This is a genomic window from Roseibaca sp. Y0-43 (assembly GCF_020667835.1).
Classification (GTDB): Bacteria; Pseudomonadota; Alphaproteobacteria; order Rhodobacterales; family Rhodobacteraceae; genus Roseinatronobacter.
In genome coordinates, this window is record NZ_JAFMPR010000001.1 from 305522 (window position 1) to 320899 (window position 15378).

At 64.1% G+C, this 15378-nt stretch carries 21 protein-coding genes; 13 read left to right on the plus strand and 8 right to left on the minus strand.

The genetic code is table 11. The features are described from left to right. Nucleotides 1-57 precede the first annotated feature (57 nt). Genes pth through J1C52_RS01475 form a run of 3 tightly spaced genes read left to right on the plus strand, consistent with a single transcriptional unit; the run spans nucleotide 58 to nucleotide 2214 of the window. The gene (gene pth, locus J1C52_RS01465; RefSeq protein ID WP_227426141.1) at nucleotides 58-747 is read left to right on the plus strand and encodes an aminoacyl-tRNA hydrolase; all 690 of its coding nucleotides are present in this window, start codon (nucleotides 58-60) and stop codon (nucleotides 745-747) included. Then, nucleotides 744-1796 (plus strand): DUF2332 domain-containing protein, encoded by a 1053-nt coding sequence (locus J1C52_RS01470; protein ID WP_227426142.1) that lies wholly within the window; start codon nucleotides 744-746, stop codon nucleotides 1794-1796. Before pth ends, J1C52_RS01470 begins: the two co-directional genes overlap by 4 nt. A 34-nt stretch (nucleotides 1797-1830) precedes the next feature. Continuing rightward, the gene (locus tag J1C52_RS01475; RefSeq protein WP_255618333.1) at nucleotides 1831-2214 is read left to right on the plus strand and encodes a DUF2237 family protein; all 384 of its coding nucleotides are present in this window, start codon (nucleotides 1831-1833) and stop codon (nucleotides 2212-2214) included. On the opposite strand, the gene J1C52_RS01480 is transcribed toward J1C52_RS01475, so the two are convergent. The 6 genes from J1C52_RS01480 to dksA form a co-directional block, all read right to left on the minus strand. Continuing rightward, nucleotides 2211-2720, minus strand: a complete 510-nt coding sequence (locus J1C52_RS01480; RefSeq protein WP_227426143.1) for a helix-turn-helix transcriptional regulator — start codon at nucleotides 2718-2720, stop codon at nucleotides 2211-2213. The genes J1C52_RS01475 and J1C52_RS01480 overlap by 4 nt on opposite strands. A gap of 66 nt (nucleotides 2721-2786) precedes the next feature. After that, nucleotides 2787-3134, minus strand: coding sequence for a hypothetical protein (locus J1C52_RS01485; protein WP_227426144.1), 348 nt, complete (start codon nucleotides 3132-3134; stop codon nucleotides 2787-2789). Nucleotides 3135-3472: 338 nt separating this feature from the next. Next, on the minus strand, nucleotides 3473-4699 hold the full coding sequence (gene trpB / locus J1C52_RS01490; protein ID WP_227426145.1) for a tryptophan synthase subunit beta: 1227 nt from the start codon (nucleotides 4697-4699) through the stop codon (nucleotides 3473-3475). Nucleotides 4700-4771: 72 nt separating this feature from the next. After that, nucleotides 4772-5353 carry a retropepsin-like aspartic protease family protein gene (locus J1C52_RS01495; protein WP_227426146.1) on the minus strand — a complete coding sequence of 194 codons (582 nt, stop codon included), beginning with the start codon at nucleotides 5351-5353 and terminating at the stop codon, nucleotides 4772-4774. Next, nucleotides 5350-6504, minus strand: coding sequence for an FAD-dependent monooxygenase (locus tag J1C52_RS01500; protein WP_227426147.1), 1155 nt, complete (start codon nucleotides 6502-6504; stop codon nucleotides 5350-5352). Before J1C52_RS01500 ends, J1C52_RS01495 begins: the two co-directional genes overlap by 4 nt. Nucleotides 6505-6599: 95 nt before the next feature. Then, complete coding sequence (dksA, locus tag J1C52_RS01505) at nucleotides 6600-7022, minus strand: RNA polymerase-binding protein DksA (protein WP_227426148.1); 423 nt, start codon at nucleotides 7020-7022, stop codon at nucleotides 6600-6602. A gap of 200 nt (nucleotides 7023-7222) precedes the next feature. Here dksA and J1C52_RS01510 point away from each other — a divergent pair, with 200 nt between their 5' ends. From J1C52_RS01510 to J1C52_RS01535, 6 genes are all read left to right on the plus strand, one after another. Further along, on the plus strand, nucleotides 7223-8065 hold the full coding sequence (locus J1C52_RS01510) for an AAA family ATPase (RefSeq protein WP_227426149.1): 843 nt from the start codon (nucleotides 7223-7225) through the stop codon (nucleotides 8063-8065). 3 nt (nucleotides 8066-8068) lie between these two features. Continuing rightward, a complete protein-coding gene (locus tag J1C52_RS01515; protein ID WP_227426150.1) occupies nucleotides 8069-8503 on the plus strand; it encodes a GNAT family N-acetyltransferase in 435 nt (144 codons plus the stop codon). Continuing rightward, nucleotides 8500-9840 (plus strand): DUF2927 domain-containing protein, encoded by a 1341-nt coding sequence (locus J1C52_RS01520; protein ID WP_227426151.1) that lies wholly within the window; start codon nucleotides 8500-8502, stop codon nucleotides 9838-9840. The genes J1C52_RS01515 and J1C52_RS01520 overlap by 4 nt, the downstream gene beginning before the upstream one ends. 20 nt (nucleotides 9841-9860) lie before the next feature. After that, nucleotides 9861-10025 (plus strand): apolipoprotein acyltransferase, encoded by a 165-nt coding sequence (locus J1C52_RS01525; RefSeq protein ID WP_227426152.1) that lies wholly within the window; start codon nucleotides 9861-9863, stop codon nucleotides 10023-10025. 5 nt (nucleotides 10026-10030) lie between these two features. Beyond that, nucleotides 10031-11212 carry a vWA domain-containing protein gene (locus tag J1C52_RS01530; RefSeq protein WP_227426153.1) on the plus strand — a complete coding sequence of 394 codons (1182 nt, stop codon included), beginning with the start codon at nucleotides 10031-10033 and terminating at the stop codon, nucleotides 11210-11212. Between the two features lie 99 nt (nucleotides 11213-11311). Continuing rightward, nucleotides 11312-11692, plus strand: coding sequence for a DUF4168 domain-containing protein (locus tag J1C52_RS01535; protein ID WP_227426154.1), 381 nt, complete (start codon nucleotides 11312-11314; stop codon nucleotides 11690-11692). A 61-nt stretch (nucleotides 11693-11753) separates the two neighbouring features. Here the strand turns inward: J1C52_RS01535 and J1C52_RS01540 are convergent, their stop codons facing one another. After that, nucleotides 11754-12371, minus strand: a complete 618-nt coding sequence (locus J1C52_RS01540; protein WP_227426155.1) for a peptidylprolyl isomerase — start codon at nucleotides 12369-12371, stop codon at nucleotides 11754-11756. Next, the gene (locus tag J1C52_RS01545; protein WP_227426156.1) at nucleotides 12364-12870 is read right to left on the minus strand and encodes a peptidylprolyl isomerase; all 507 of its coding nucleotides are present in this window, start codon (nucleotides 12868-12870) and stop codon (nucleotides 12364-12366) included. The genes J1C52_RS01540 and J1C52_RS01545 overlap by 8 nt, the downstream gene beginning before the upstream one ends. A 156-nt stretch (nucleotides 12871-13026) precedes the next feature. Here J1C52_RS01545 and J1C52_RS01550 point away from each other — a divergent pair, with 156 nt between their 5' ends. The 4 genes from J1C52_RS01550 (at nucleotide 13027) to J1C52_RS01565 (ending at nucleotide 15372) form a co-directional block, all read left to right on the plus strand. After that, nucleotides 13027-13458 carry a hypothetical protein gene (locus J1C52_RS01550; protein ID WP_227426157.1) on the plus strand — a complete coding sequence of 144 codons (432 nt, stop codon included), beginning with the start codon at nucleotides 13027-13029 and terminating at the stop codon, nucleotides 13456-13458. A gap of 90 nt (nucleotides 13459-13548) precedes the next feature. Then, a complete protein-coding gene (locus tag J1C52_RS01555) occupies nucleotides 13549-14739 on the plus strand; it encodes a phosphoglycerate kinase (protein ID WP_227426158.1) in 1191 nt (396 codons plus the stop codon). A 3-nt stretch (nucleotides 14740-14742) separates the two neighbouring features. Then, nucleotides 14743-14958: a hypothetical protein gene (locus J1C52_RS01560; protein ID WP_227426159.1), complete on the plus strand. Its 216-nt coding sequence runs from the start codon at nucleotides 14743-14745 to the stop codon at nucleotides 14956-14958. 117 nt (nucleotides 14959-15075) lie between these two features. Next, nucleotides 15076-15372: an FtsB family cell division protein gene (locus tag J1C52_RS01565; protein WP_227426160.1), complete on the plus strand. Its 297-nt coding sequence runs from the start codon at nucleotides 15076-15078 to the stop codon at nucleotides 15370-15372. Nucleotides 15373-15378: the final 6 nt, after the last annotated feature.

Here is a 15378-nt window from a genome sequence, read left to right on the forward strand (position 1 = left end):
CGCTTTTCACGCCCGGCGCGGGCGATTATGCTGCGTGGGCAAACAAGGTGAACAGGCATGAAACTCTTTGCGGGTCTTGGCAATCCGGGCGCGAAATACGCGGGCAACCGCCACAATATCGGCTTCATGGCGCTCGATTCGATTGCCGATGCGCATGGCTTCGCGCCGTGGCGCAGCAAGTTTCAGGGAGAGGTCAGCGAAGGGCGGCTGGGGTCAGAAAAGATCATCCTGCTGAAGCCCCATACCTTCATGAACCTCTCGGGCCAATCGGTCGCCGAAGCGCTGCGCTTTTACAAACTGGACCTTGCTGATCTGGTCGTCTTTCACGACGAGTTGGACCTTGCCCCCGGCAAGTTGCGCCTGAAACAGGGGGGCGGTCATGCCGGGCATAACGGGCTGCGCTCGATCCACGGGCATTTGGGGCCGGATTACGCGCGGGTGCGGTTGGGCATCGGGCACCCGGGCCACAAGGATCGCGTTGCCGCCTATGTGCTGTCAGATTTCGCCAAGGCCGACCAAGATTGGCTGGACGACCTGATGCGCGGCATTGCCGATGGCGCGCCCGCGCTGGCCAAGGGCGACGGCGCTGCATTCTCGAATGCGGTCGGCCTGCGCATGTCGCCGCCCAAGCCAAAGACCGAGAAACCGGCATCGCACCCTTCCGCCATGCCTGATACCAAGGCCGCGACGGCCGAAGAAAACGACACCCGCAGCCCGCTGCAAAAACTGGTGGACCGCTTCAAATGAGCTTTCGTGACCATGCCCGCGCGCAGGCCGCCGCTTGCGAGGAATTGGGGTCTGCCTATACTGCGCGGATTCTGCGGCTGGTGGCCGACCATCTGCGCCCCGGCCATGCCGTGGCCGACCGGCTGCTGGGCTGGCCCGGCGAGCGGCTGGACAACGACGCCGTGGCACTGCGGCTGGCGGGCGCGTTGCACTACCTGGTGCTGACCCGGCAGGCCGCGATCCTGGCGCGCTTTTATGGCCGCAGCGACATTGATGACCCCCAGCTTTGGCGCAGTCTGGACGCAGTTCTGCGTTTGAAGGCGGCGGCTATTATGCCCGTGCTGGAGAATGCCCCCCAGACCAATGAAGTGGCCCGCAGCGCCGTGTTCATCGCCGCCGGTCATTGGCTGACCGCCGCGTTCGGCCTGCCGCTTGTGTTGTCGGAACTGGGCTGTGCGGCGGGGTTGAACCTGATCTGGGACCATTATGCACTGCAAATCGGCGACCAGCGCCTGGGGCCGGAGGATGCGACACTCACGCTGTCGCCGGATTGGCGCGGGGCTGTGCCGCCCGTGGCTGCCCCGGTGATCCGCGCGCGCGCGGGCGTGGACCGCAACCCGCTGGACCCGGTTGCGGACCGCGACAGGTTGCAAAGCTACATCTGGGTCGACCAGCCCGCGCGGCTGGCGCGGCAGGCCACGGCACTTGATCTTGCGGCGGAACTCCAGCCCCCGGTCCGCGAAGGCTGCGCCGTCGCGTGGCTGTCCGACCGCCTGTCACGCCCACAACCGCAAGCCTGCCACATGGTCTATCACAGCCTGTTCTGGCAATACCTGACCGATGCGCAGCAGCGCGAGATCATCGACACCATGGCCCGCACGCGCCTGCAACCGAACGAGCCGCTGGCGCATGTCGCGATGGAGGATGACGGCGAAGGCCCCGGCGCGCGGCTGACGCTGACACTATGGCCCCAAGGCACCGAGATCGCTCTGGGGCGGGCCGATTTCCATGGCGCGTGGGTCGATTGGCAAGCCCCGGACCCGCAGGCATGGACAGCGCGGCGCGGCTGACTACCTATTGGGAAACCAAACGGGGACCGTTTCCATGGCCATTGTCAAACTGCCTTCTGTGAACGTGCTGGGCGGCACGCTGGAACCGTGTTCGACCACGCCGCTGACGGGCTTTTTCCGCAACGGGTCGTGCGACACCTGCGCAGAGGATCACGGCAGCCACACGGTCTGTGCCGTGATGACGGCGGAATTTCTGGCGCATTCGAAATATCTGGGCAATGACCTGTCCACCCCGCGCCCGGAACTCGCCTTTCCGGGCCTGAAACCCGGCGACAAATGGTGCCTGTGCGCCGCGCGCTTCCTGCAAGCACATCACGAGGGCGTGGCCCCGCGGATATCGTTGCGCGCGACGCATGAGCGGGCCTTGCAGGTCGTGCCGCTGGACATTTTGCGCCTGTATGCGACCGACGCGCCCTAGCCTGTGTCTTTTTCCGAACAGGGCGGCGAATCGGCGATCAGGTCGTCGATGAACAGGCTCAGAAGCTGGCCCCGGCCATTGACACCGGCCTTGCGGTAAATCGCATTCGTCTGCGCCTTGACCGTGCCTTCGGAGGTGTTGCGAAAGCCCGCGATTTCCTGCGTGGAGAACCCTTTCAGCACGAAGAACGCCACGTCGCGCTCTGCCGGGGTCAGACCCCATTGGGTGAAATTCTGGTCCATGACGTCCATGAAGGCGGCTGACGCGCGCTGAAGCTGCGCCTCTGCCCGGCCAAGGCGGCGCTGCGACTGGATCAGCAACGCCCCCGACAGCACCAACCCGATCAAGAGCGCCACAGCCGCGCCGATTTCCAGCATCTCGCGGGTTTGCCAGTCGATGGGTTGGCGCGGAATGCCCAGCACGGTCATGGCAATATCGCCAATGAAGAACAGCGCACCCACGGCCTGCACCAGCACCATCAACAGGATCAGATAATTAAGCCGCATATCCGCCCTTTCGTGCAAAGGCGTGCCAAAAGGCGGTGCGCGGGTCGGGAAAAGTCATTCAGGGTCTCAATTCTGCTGTGTCAAAAGGTCCGGGTTTTCCAAAAGATCGCCGCCGCGCGGCATATCGCCGGGGTCGGGGTTTGGCATCTCGCCGGGCGAGAATTCGACGGCGTAATCGCGCAGGATTTGACCGGTCGACGCATCTAGCACGATTTCCCGCCAGATCCCCCCCATCGAGGCCACAACCCGCACGCGCCCCAGCAAGGTGCGCGTGACGGATTCGACCGTGTAGCCCTGCCCTTCCAGCGCCTGGCTGACCATTTCGGGGGTAATGCGATCACTGGCCAAAGCCGATTGCGCGGCTAACAGCAGCGCAAACACGGCGAGTGCCAGGGATTTGACCAAACCATTCATCGCACGATTCCAGCCTGACAGCGCAAGGCGCTGCCAAAGGAAAACCGCATCCCGATCCAAGAACGGAATGCGGCCCTAAGCATAGCACTCTTTACAGACACTGGCACTCGGGCACAGGTCCATCTCTGCGCGGCACATACACCACTGGCATTGTGGCGGGCACCGATACTTTGGTTACACACGAAACCGCCACGGAAAACAGCGCAGAGGGCGCACCCTTGAACACCTAGAACAACGAGCGTTCGCACATGAAAAACGTGCGAACCCCTTTGCTATAGCCCGTGGGTGCGAGCGCAATCTATCGAGCAGAGGTTTATTTTTTGCCTATAAACCAGAGTTTAGGCACCCATTTCAAAGCCCAGATGCTTGGCAACGGTGAAGATGTCCTTGTCGCCCCGGCCACACATATTCATCACCAGCAGGTGGTCGGCGGGCAGCTTGGGAGCAATTTTCAGCACATGCGCCAGCGCATGGCTGGGTTCAAGCGCCGGGATGATGCCTTCTTGCGCACAGCACACCTGGAACGCGGCCAAAGCCTCGTCATCGGTGATGTTGACGTATTCCGCGCGGCCCACATCCTTCAGCCAAGCATGTTCCGGGCCGATACCCGGATAATCAAGCCCCGCGCTGATGGAATGACCTTCAAGGATTTGCCCATCCTCGTCCTGCAACAGGTAAGTGCGGTTCCCGTGAAGCACACCGGGGCGCCCGCCGGTCAGGGACGCGCAATGCTCCATCCGGTCATCGACGCCGTGGCCGCCAGCCTCGACCCCGATGATAGCGACATCCTTGTCATCGAGGAACGGGTAAAACAGGCCCATCGCGTTCGACCCGCCACCGATGGCGGCGACCAGCGTGTCGGGCAGTCGGCCTTCGCGCTCCATGATCTGTTCGCGGGTTTCCTTGCCGATGATCGACTGGAAATCGCGCACCATGGCCGGGTAAGGGTGGGGCCCGGCCACCGTGCCAATGCAGTAAAACGTGTCGCGCACATTCGTGACCCAGTCACGCAGCGCGTCGTTCATGGCGTCTTTCAGCGTGCCGCGGCCAGAGCGGACGGGCACCACTTCGGCCCCCAGCAGACGCATCCGGAACACGTTCGGCGCTTGGCGTTCGACATCATGCGCGCCCATATAGACCACGCATTTCAACCCGAAGCGCGCGCAGACGGTGGCGGTCGCCACCCCGTGCTGGCCCGCGCCCGTTTCGGCGATGATCCGAGTTTTACCCATGCGCCGCGCCAGCAGGATCTGGCCCAGCACGTTGTTGATCTTGTGCGCGCCGGTATGGTTCAGCTCGTCGCGCTTCAGGTAAATCTTTGCGCCACCGCAATACTCGGTCAGGCGCTCGGCGAAATACAAGGGCGAGGGGCGGCCCACGTAGTGCTTCCACAGATCGTCCATCTCTGCCCAGAAGCTGGGGTCGGTCTTGGCGCGCTCATATTCCGCTTCCAGCGACAGGATCAGCGGCATCAGCGTTTCCGACACGAAGCGCCCGCCATAGATGCCGAAGCGCCCTTGGTCGTCGGGGCCGGTCATGTAGGAATTCATCAGATCATCGGGCATGGCGCTTGGTCCTTTCTCGGGCTTGCCCATGTCCTAGCGCTGCAACCCAATGCAGACAAGCCCGAAGGCCTGTCAGCGTTGCAAGATCAGCCGGTCGCCTTCGATGGAGATACGGGCATAGCGCGAGAGATACCCCATGCCCAGAAGCGACACGTCCAGCGCGCCCTCATTGACGAAGGCGGGCACGTTGGTGTCGCGAAATTCCAGACCGCCTTCGGCCAGCACCACCTCGGTCAGTTCCACCCGCGCCAGCCCGACCGTGCCGTTCGCAGTGCGGGCTTGGCCCAGATAGGGCAGGCTGTCGGGGTCAAAGCCCACGCGCGCGGCATCTTCTTGCGACAACACGATGTCGGATGCCCCGGTGTCGAGTATGAATTCGACCGGGCTGCCATTGACCTGCAATTCCAGCTTGAAATGGCGGTCGCCACCCGCGCGGAGCACGATTTCGCCATCGCCGGTGACGGTGGGGCGGCGATGGGTCAGGTTGTCCCACAGCCCATAGGCGGCGGCGACCCCCACGAAGATCAGCCCCCACAGCGCCGCGTGGCGCAGCGTGGTGCCCCAGTTGGTCGCGCGCGACACCAGCAGGTAGCCCACCAGCACGGCCCCCCAGATGCCCAGATAGACAAGCTGCATCGCGTCATCGGTGCTCATGGTTTGGCCCCTTGGGTGACGTCATGGTCATAGATCCAGCCGAACTGGCGCAAGGGCGCATTCGGCACCACGCGCTGCGACAGGCGCAGCGCCATATGCGCCAAAGGCGCGAGGGGCGCGCGCAGATGGTAGTTGCGCGCATTGCGATTCGCGGCCTCGACCACGCGTACCACACGGTTGCGGCGCGCGGCCTGATAGGCGGCAAGGCCCGTGGGCAGGTCCGGCGCGTGGTCCAGTTCGCGCGCAAGGGTATAGGCATCCTCCAGCGCCATATTCGCCCCTTGCGCCATGAAGGGCAGCGTGGGATGGGCCGCGTCGCCCAGAAGCACCGCGCGCCCGCCATGCCACTGCGCCGCGACCTTGTGGCGAAACAGCCCCCACAGATAGACCTTGTCCACCTGCGCAAGCCAGTCGGGCACAGGCCCGCCAAAGCCCGCGAAGGCGCGGCGCAGGTTCTCGGGGCTGTCGGGGTGGTTCCAGCCCTCCTCGGCCCATGCCTTGCGCTCTTCCACGGCGACGATGTTGCGCAGCGCACCGCCGCGCAGCGGGTAGCTGACCAGATGCCGCCCCGGCCCCATGAACACCTGCGCTTCAGCTGCGTCATCGGGCCTGCCGGGGATCAGCGCGCGCCACGCAACCTGGCCGGTGAAAAACGGCTTCGCCGCGCCATTCAGGGCCGGGCGCAGGACAGAGTGCAACCCATCTGCGCCCACGACCAGATCGGCCTCAAGCGTGCTGCCATGGGCCAAGGTGACTTGGGCATTCTGCACATCCACCGCCACGACCTGCGCGTTGAAGCGGGTCTCAACACCCTCTGCCCGCGCGGCCAAGGCGGCCACGCAATCGGCGCGGTGCACCAGATGGAACCCCGCGCCCGTGTTCGGCAGCGCCATGTGCAATACACGCGTGCCGGCGGCGTTGCGCAAGCTCACGCCTTGGGCGCGCTGACCTATCTGCGCCGGATCAATACCTAAGGCCTGCACCACTCGCGCACCATTCGGGCTGATCTGGATTCCCGCGCCCACCTCGCGGAACGCACCGGCCTGCTCCAGCACGGTCACATCGGCGCCGCGCGCGCGCAGCGCGACCGCGGCAGCCAGACCGCCAATGCCGCCGCCGACGACCAGAACCGATTTCCCCGCAAGTGTCATGCAGCCCCTTTCAACGACAAAGGCACCGGTGCGTTTCACGCGCCCCGATGCCTTGTCTTGCGTAAAGCGCCCGTGCCACGCAACGTGGCAAATGGTCAGTCGTCGCGATGCACCCGCTCTTTGCGCTCATGCGCTTCCTGCGCTTGCAGCGTCATGGTGGCGATGGGGCGCGCATCCAGCCGCTTGAGCGAAATGCGCTCGCCCGTCATTTCGCAATAGCCGAAATCGCCGGTTTCGATGCGGCGCAGCGCGGCGTCGATCTTGGCGACCAGCTTGCGCTGGCGGTCGCGGGTGCGCAATTCCAGCGCGCGGTCAGTTTCTTCTGATGCGCGGTCTGCAATGTCGGGAATCGCCCGGCTGCTATTGGCCAGTTCTGCCAGCGTTTCTGCGCTGCCCTTCATGATGTCGTCCTTCCACGCAAGCAGCTTGCGGCGGAAATACTCCAGTTGGCGTTCATTCATGAACGGCTCGTCCTCTGCCGGACGATAATCCTCTGGAAGAAAGATCTCTGTTTTCATGCCCTGTTCCCCGATGCCAGCGGAACTCTGGGTCTTGAGGTCTTCGTGCATGACATCACCCATATTCCGCGCCCTCGCGGGCCGGATACCCCAACCGATTGGGATTGTCACGCGCTTTCCTGAACCGCGGCACCTGCGATCTTGCCGCTGCACCGGCACCGGGCTAGGTTGCAGGCACAAGACGGGCAGGCAGGTGGCAGATGCGGTTTTCTTCGACCAAGGACTATATTGCGGGCGATGATCTGACCATGGCGGTCAATGCCGCGATCACGCTGCAACGCCCGCTGCTGGTCAAGGGCGAGCCGGGCACGGGCAAAACCGAATTGGCGCGCCAGATTGCCGCCAGTCTTGGCGTGCCGATCATCGAATGGGGCATAAAATCCACCACCCGCGCGCAACAGGGCTTGTATGAATACGATGCCGTGTCACGCCTGCGCGACAGCCAGTTGGGCGATGCGCGGGTCGAAGATGTTTCGAACTACATCCGCAAGGGCAAGCTCTGGCAAGCGTTCGAGGCAGACGAGCGCGTGGTCCTGCTGATTGACGAGATCGACAAGGCCGATATCGAATTTCCGAACGATCTGCTTCAGGAATTGGACCAGATGCAGTTCTTCGTCTACGAGACGGGCGAGACCATCCGCGCCAAGCATCGGCCCATCGTCATCATCACCTCGAACAATGAAAAAGACCTGCCCGACGCGTTCCTGCGGCGCTGTTTTTTCCACTATATCCAGTTCCCGGATATGGAGACGCTGAAATCCATCGTGGCGGTGCATTTCCCCGACATCAAACCGCGCTTGCTGGAAGCCGCGCTGACGCAGTTCTTCGAGATTCGCGAGGCACCGGGGCTGAAGAAAAAGCCGTCCACATCGGAAGTTCTGGATTGGCTGAAGCTGCTTCTGGCCGAAGACCTGTCACCCGAAGACCTGAAGCGCGACGGCGCAAGCGCGCTGCCAAAGCTGCACGGCGCGCTTTTGAAGAACGAGCAAGACGTGCACCTGTTTGAACGCCTCGCCTTCATGGCGCGGCGGCAGGGGCGCTAGGCCATGCAGATACGCCCCCTGCGCGCCAGCGACCGGCCAGAATGGAATGCGCTTTGGCACGCCTATCTGGAATTCTACGACACCACCCTGTCCCGCAGCGTTTACGACGCGACCTTCGCTTCGCTGCTGGCGGATCGCGAGATGTGCGCGCTGGTGGCCGAAGACGATGGGCGCTTGATTGGCCTCGCGCATGTGATCTTTCACGCACATTGCTGGCGGCCCGAGGGTGTCAGCTACCTGCAAGACCTGTATGCCCTGCCAGAGGCGCGCGGCAAGGGCGTGGGCCGTGCGTTGATAGAAGCGGTCTATGCGCTGGCCGATGCGCGCGGGCGCCCGGCGGTCTACTGGACCACGCAGGACTTCAACACCACGGCGCGCCAGCTTTATGACCGGGTTGGCCAGTTGACCCCCTTCATCAAATACGCGCGTCCGGCATGATGCGCGCGTTGGTCCTTGTCGCCGCTCTGGCCGGTTGCGCGCCGATGGTCGATATGGGGCCAGCACCGGACATGTCGGTGCAGACCCGTGCGATCAGTTCGGCCGCGCTGTTCGGCGCGCCGCGCGCCGCCCCCACGCAGGTGCCCAATGCACAGATCGTGCAGGATATTCTGGAGCTTGGTTTTCGGCTTGAATCCGGGCGCGACATACCCGTTCTGTCGCGGTTCGAAGGGCCGGTCACATTGCGGCTGAGCGGTGCGCTGCCGCCGCTTGCCGTGGTGGAAACCGACCGCCTGCTGGACCGCCTGCGCCGCGAGGCCCGGCTGGACATTCGTCGCCAGACTGAGCCCGCGAATATCAATGTGGAATTCGTGCCCCGCGCGGTCATGCGCCGCTCTGTGCCAGAGGCAAGCTGCTTCGTCGTGCCCGATGTGGGGTCATGGGATGAATTCCGCGAAACCCTGCGCGGGCCGGGGCTGAACTGGGCCGAGATCGTGCGCCGAGAGCGTGTGCTGGTGGTCGCGCCCGCCGACGCCACCGTGCAGGAAATGCGCGACTGCCTGCATGAAGAAATCAGCCAGGCGCTGGGGCCGCTGAACGACCTCTACCGCATTGCGGGCACGGTCTGGAATGACGACAATTTCCAGACCGTCGTCACGGGCTATGACATGCTGGTGCTGCGCGCGTGGAACCATCCCAGCCTGCGCGCCGGAATGCCCAAGGCAGAGGTCGCGCGCCGCCTGCCCGGCATTCTGGCCAGCCTGAACCCGCGTGGCGAAGGTGGGCGCGCGGTGCCCGCCAGCCCCACCGGGCGCGACTGGGTGAGCGCTGTCGAGGGCGCGCTATCTGCACCGCAACCCGCGCGCAGCTTTGCGCTGGCGCGCGACGCGTTGGGGATCGCGGTCAATTCCGGCTGGCAGGATGCGCGGCTTGCCTTCAGCCTGTTCCTGTTTGCCCGTTTCGCCCCGCCCGAGCGCGGTGCCGACGCGCTGGAGGCGCTTTATCAAGCGTCGCGGCTTTACGGCTCGCTGCCTGACGGTGCGCTTCCGCGTGCCTATGCCGACCTGCATCTGGCCGCCCAAGCGCTTGGCGCGCAGCAATTCAGCATCGTGCTGGACCTGACCGGGCGCGCTATTCCGGTGGCGCGGCAGGCGGAAAACGGGGCGCTTTTGTCGTCGCTCATGCTGCTGCGCGCGCAGGCGCTGGCGGGCCAGGGCAATATGGAAGCGGCCAACGCATTGCGCCGTGACGCCGCGCCCTTTGCGCTACATGGCTTCGGCTCGGACAAGGCGGCAGAGGCGCGGCAGGCGGAAATCGCGCTGCTGGCGCGGCCATAGGAACGGAAAGGCAGACGCGGATGATCGTGATCGTGGGAATGGTCCTTGGGGGCGCATTGGGCTGGCGCAACGCCGCAAAGCGCGGCGGCAACCGCATGGACAAGGCGCAATATGCAGGCGTCGGCGTTATCCTTGGCGGGCTTCTGGGCCTGTTCGCCACGATCGGGGTTGAAAAGGTGCTGTAACGCCCATGTTCCTGCCCTTCTTCCAGTCGCTGCGCGCCCACCAGGTGCCGGTCAGCCCGCGCGAATTCCTGGGCTTCCTGGAAGCGGTTCTGGCGGGGCTGACCACCTATGACATAGACGGGTTCTACTATCTGGCCCGCACTGCCATGGTGAAGGATGAACGCCACCTCGACCGGTTCGACCGCGCCTTTGCCGCCAGTTTCGAAGGGCTGGAGGCGATCAGCTTCGACGACATGGTGCAGTCCATGGACCTGCCGCGCGACTGGTTGGAAAAACTGGCGGAAAAGACCCTTTCGGCGCAGGAAATGGCCGAGATCGAGGCGCTTGGCGGGTTCGACAAGCTGATGGAGACGTTGAAGAAACGTCTGGAAGAACAGAAAGCGCGCCACCAAGGCGGCAATAAATGGGTGGGCACGGCGGGCACCTCGCCCTTCGGGGCTTATGGCTACAACCCCGAAGGCGTGCGCATCGGTCAGGACCGCTCGCGCCACCGCCGCGCGGTCAAGGTTTGGGATAAGCGGCAATTCCGCGATCTGGACGGCGAGCGCGAGCTTGGCACGCGCAACATCAAAGTGGCGCTGAAGGGCTTGCGCAAATGGGCGCGCGATGGGGCCGCGCAAGAGCTGGATCTGGACGGCACCATCCGCGCCACGGCAGAACAAGGCTGGCTGGACGTGAAAACCCGGCCAGAGCGGCGCAACGCGGTCAAGGTGCTGCTGCTTCTGGATATCGGCGGGTCGATGGATGACCATGTGCAGGCGGTCGAAGACCTGTTCAGCGCCGCGCGCGCCGAATTCAAGCATATGGAGCATTTCTACTTCCATAACTGCCTCTATGAATTCGTCTGGCGCAACAACGCGCGGCGCTGGACCGAACGGCTGCCCACATGGGATTTGCTGCGCAGCTATGGCAGCGACTGGAAATGCATCTTCGTGGGCGATGCGGCCATGTCGCCTTATGAAATCGCCCTGCCCGGTGGCGCGAATGAGCATTGGAACGAGGAAGCCGGCCAGGTCTGGCTGCACCGCGCCCGCGCGCAATGGCCCGACAACCTGTGGATCAACCCCGCGTCGGAACAGCACTGGCGCTATACGCAATCGACCCAGATGATCGACCAGATTTTCGAAGGACGCATGGTGCCGATGACGCTGGACGGCATCAGCCGGGGCGTGAAGCTGCTGGGCTAGGCGCGTCGGCATTTTCTTGCCGTTCCGGTTTGCGAGCCGTGCGCCAAGCCTCTACCTGTTGCGCAGACGCGGACCGATCCGCGCAGAACAGGAGAATGGATGAGTTTCAAGACAAGCATGAGCGCCGCCCTTCTGGCCACCGGTCTGGCCTTTGCCACCGCCCCTGCCACGCTGGCCCAAACCCAGCCTGACGGCGCGGAACTGGCTGCGGACAGCGCCAAGCTCGAGTCCTTCGTCATGGCCGCGCTTGAGGTCAGCGCGCTGCGCAACGATTACATCGCACAGCTTCAGGCCTTGCAGGACGATGCCGCGCAGCAAAGCCTGCTCGAAGAAGCGAACGCGGCGATCTTGCAGGTTGTCGAGCAAACCCCCGGCATCACGGTCGAGGAATACGTGGCCATTGGCGAAGCGGCGACCAACGACCCGGAACTGGCCTCTGCCCTGCAAAGCCGGATGCGCGAGCGCGCGGCGGCGGAATAAACCCGCTCGCCATGCAAAAAGGCCGGGCAGAACGCCCGGCCTTTTTCATTTTCGCGCTACTTTAGCGTTCGATCGTCACGCGCGCCATGCGGTCGGGCTCGCCAACGACTGCGCCATTGCCGCCCGTGCCGCGTTTGATCGCATCCAGCACGTCATACCCGTCGATCAGTTGACCGACGACGGTGTATTGCCCGTTCAGATGCGGCGCAGGCGCGAACATGATGAAGAACTGGCTGTTTGCGCTGTTGGGGTTCTGCGAGCGGGCCATGCCGACCACGCCACGGGCAAAATCCTCATCCGTGAATTCCGCCGCCAGATCGGGCAGGTCGGACCCGCCCATGCCCCAGAACCGCGGGTTCCCATCGGCGCGACCATGTTCGACATCGCCCGTCTGCGCCATGAAGCCTTCGATCACGCGGTGAAACACGACACCGTCATAAGCACCGCTTTCGGCCAGCGTGACAATGCGCTCCACATGGTTCGGGGCCAGATCGTCGCGCAGGGCCACCCGCAGGGTGCCGTTCGCTTCGCCCGCGACCTCTATGACCATGACCGGCCCGTCATGGTCGGCGGGCACTTCTGTTGTCTGTGCGCTGACCGCGTTCAGGTTCCACCAGGACGCGCCCAGAATTGCCAAGCCGACCGCGAACAGTCCCGCGAACAGAAGCTTGTCACGCATCGGCGGCCACCTTGACCGACAGCATCTTGTCGGGGCTTGCCGGCGGCTCGCCACGGGTGATGGCGTCGACATGTTCCATGCCGGAAATCACCCGGCCATAGACGGTGTATTGCCGGTTCAGGAAATGATTGTCGTTGAAATTGATGAAGAACTGGCTGTTCGCGCTGTCAGGGTTTTGCGACCGCGCTGCCCCCAAGGTGCCCCGGTCATGCGGCACACCAGAGAATTCGGCCTTCAGGTTCGGCAGGTCGGACCCGCCGGTGCCGCAGCGGCCGGGGTTGTAGTTCACCTCTGTGTTGCCATTGGCGACATCGCCGGTCTGGGCCATGAACCCGTCGATCACGCGGTGGAACACGACATTGTCATATTTACCCGCGCGCGCCAGTTCCTTCATGCGGGCGCAATGGCCCGGTGCGACATCGGGCAGCAACTCGATCACGACGGTGCCGCCTTTCAGCTCCATCAGGATGGTGTTTTCGGGGTCTTTGATCTCGGCCATCGGGCTCTCCAATTACATAGGTCTGGCGCAAACCTAGTGTGCGATGTGCCCAAGGGGAAGCCCCCACCGCGTTCGCCTGCGACATGGTGTCTATCCGCTGATCCCGAAGCCCAACCCTCGCGTATCGGTTGCAGAATTGCGAACAGGAGTTGACACATGGCTTACACATCCGACGTTTTCGAGCGCACCGAGCGCGCGCTGCCCCATGCACGCTATGCCGATTGGCTGCTGCGCATCCCTCTTGCAGTGGTGCTGTTGCAACAGGGGTTCGACAAGGTGCCGCTGAGCGCCGACATGGCCGCAGGCTTTGGCGTGCCGTTCTTCCTGTGGGGCTTGGCCGCGTTCGGGGAAATCGCGGTGGGTGCCGCGCTGATCGTCAGCGGCTTCCTGCGCAACCCGATGGGCGAGCTGATAACCCGCCTTGCGGGCCTTGGGGCCGCGCTGATCGTCGCGGGTGTGCTTTACGTGGCCTATTGGGCACCGCCGGTGGAATTGCTGCTCTATAACCAGTTCCACGTTTTGCTGCTGGCAGCGGGCCTGTATCTGGCGCTGACCGCCCGCAATACCGAACGCGCGACGGGCAAGTAACAGCCAACCGGGCTGTGTGGCGGGCGCAGGGCATTGACCCCGCGCCCGCTTTCACGCCACATACGCCCCAAGCAACCCAAGGGGGCAAGCATGGCTTTCAAGACGCTCGACGATATAGATTTCGCTGGCCGCACGGCGCTGGTGCGCGTGGACATCAACGTGCCCATGGCTGATGGACGTGTGACCGACGCCACGCGGATAGAGCGCATCCTGCCAACGATCCGTCACATTACCGAAGCGGGCGGCAAGGTCGTGCTGCTGGCGCATTTCGACCGCCCCAAAGGCAAACGGGTGCCGGAAATGTCGCTTGCGCAGGTGCGCCCCGCGCTGGAAGCGGCGCTGGGCCAGCCGGTAGCCTTCGCCGAGGATTGCGTGGGAATGCCCGCCAAGAAGGCCGTCTCGGAACTGGAAGCGGGCGGCGTCCTGCTGTTGGAAAACACACGGTTCCATCCGGGCGAGGAAAAGAACGACAAGGTGCTCGCGGCCGGCATGGCCGCCTTGGGCGATGTGTTCGTCAACGACGCGTTTTCGGCGGCCCACCGCGCCCATGCCTCGTCCACCGGCATTGCCGAATTGATGGAAAGCTGCGCGGGCCGCCTGATGGAAGCGGAACTGACCGCGCTGGAAAAGGCCTTGGGCAATCCCGAGCGCCCTGTCGTGGCGGTGGTGGGCGGGGCCAAGGTCTCGACCAAGCTGGAATTGCTTTCGAACCTGATCGGTCGGGTGGACCACCTGATCATCGGGGGTGGCATGGCGAACACCTTCCTTGTCGCCCAAGGGGTCGAGATCGGCAAATCGCTGGCAGAGCGCGACATGACAGACACCGCGTCCGACATCATGGCCAAGGCCACGGAGGCGGGCTGCACCATTCACCTGCCGCGTGACATCGTGGTCGCGCGCGAATTTGCCGAAGGTGCGGCCTCGGAAACGCTGCCGGTGGACCAATGCCCGGCGGATGCGATGATCCTCGATGCAGGGCCGGAAACCGTTGCCGCGATCACGGAGCTGTTCTCGGGCTGTCGCACGCTGGTCTGGAACGGCCCGCTGGGTGCGTTCGAAATCGCGCCTTTCGACATGGCGACCAATGCCGCCGCGCAAGCCGCCGCCAAATATACCCAAGCGGGCGCCCTCATCTCTGTCGCGGGCGGTGGCGACACGGTCGCGGCCCTGAACAAGGCGGGCGTGGCAGAGCAGTTCAGCTATGTCTCGACCGCCGGCGGGGCCTTTCTTGAATGGCTGGAAGGCACGACCCTGCCCGGCGTCGCCGCGCTAGAGGTGTAAGCGATGGAAATGCTTGTCTGGGCCGGGGCGGTTGTATCGCTGGCAGGGGTCATCGGGCTGGTGTGGTGCATCATCTACGTGTTGCGGCTGCGCCGCGCGGCATTGGATGAAACGACCATGCGCAACCGGATGCAAAAGGCCGTGCTGGTCAATTTCGCGGCGCTCGCCATCTCGACCCTTGGGTTGATGATGGTGGTCGCCGGGATCTTCCTGTCGTAACGCCGTCACGGGCCGCGCTTTTGCGTCGCGCGGGGGATTCCCCTGTGCGTGGTTCTGTGGCATGACATCGGGCAAGCCGGGTTAACCGGCACCGCAGGCAAAAGAGCAGGTCACGACATGCGCAAATCCAGACCCGCCATCGGCGCGCTGTTCTTCTTTGGGCTGGCGAGTGTGCTGGCGCTGTATTTCACCTTCGCGGCGGTGCAGGGTAGTTTCGGGCTGTTCAACCGCGTTCAGGTCGAGGCCGAGAATGCCGAGCTGGAACTGCGCCGCGACCGGCTGCGGGTGGAACTGGCGAATTTGCAGAACAAGACCCAGCGGCTGTCGGACGATTACCTTGATCTGGACCTGCTGGATGAGCGCGCCCGCGACGTGCTGGGGCTGGCGCGACCGGACGAGGTCATCATCCGCTAGGGTAAA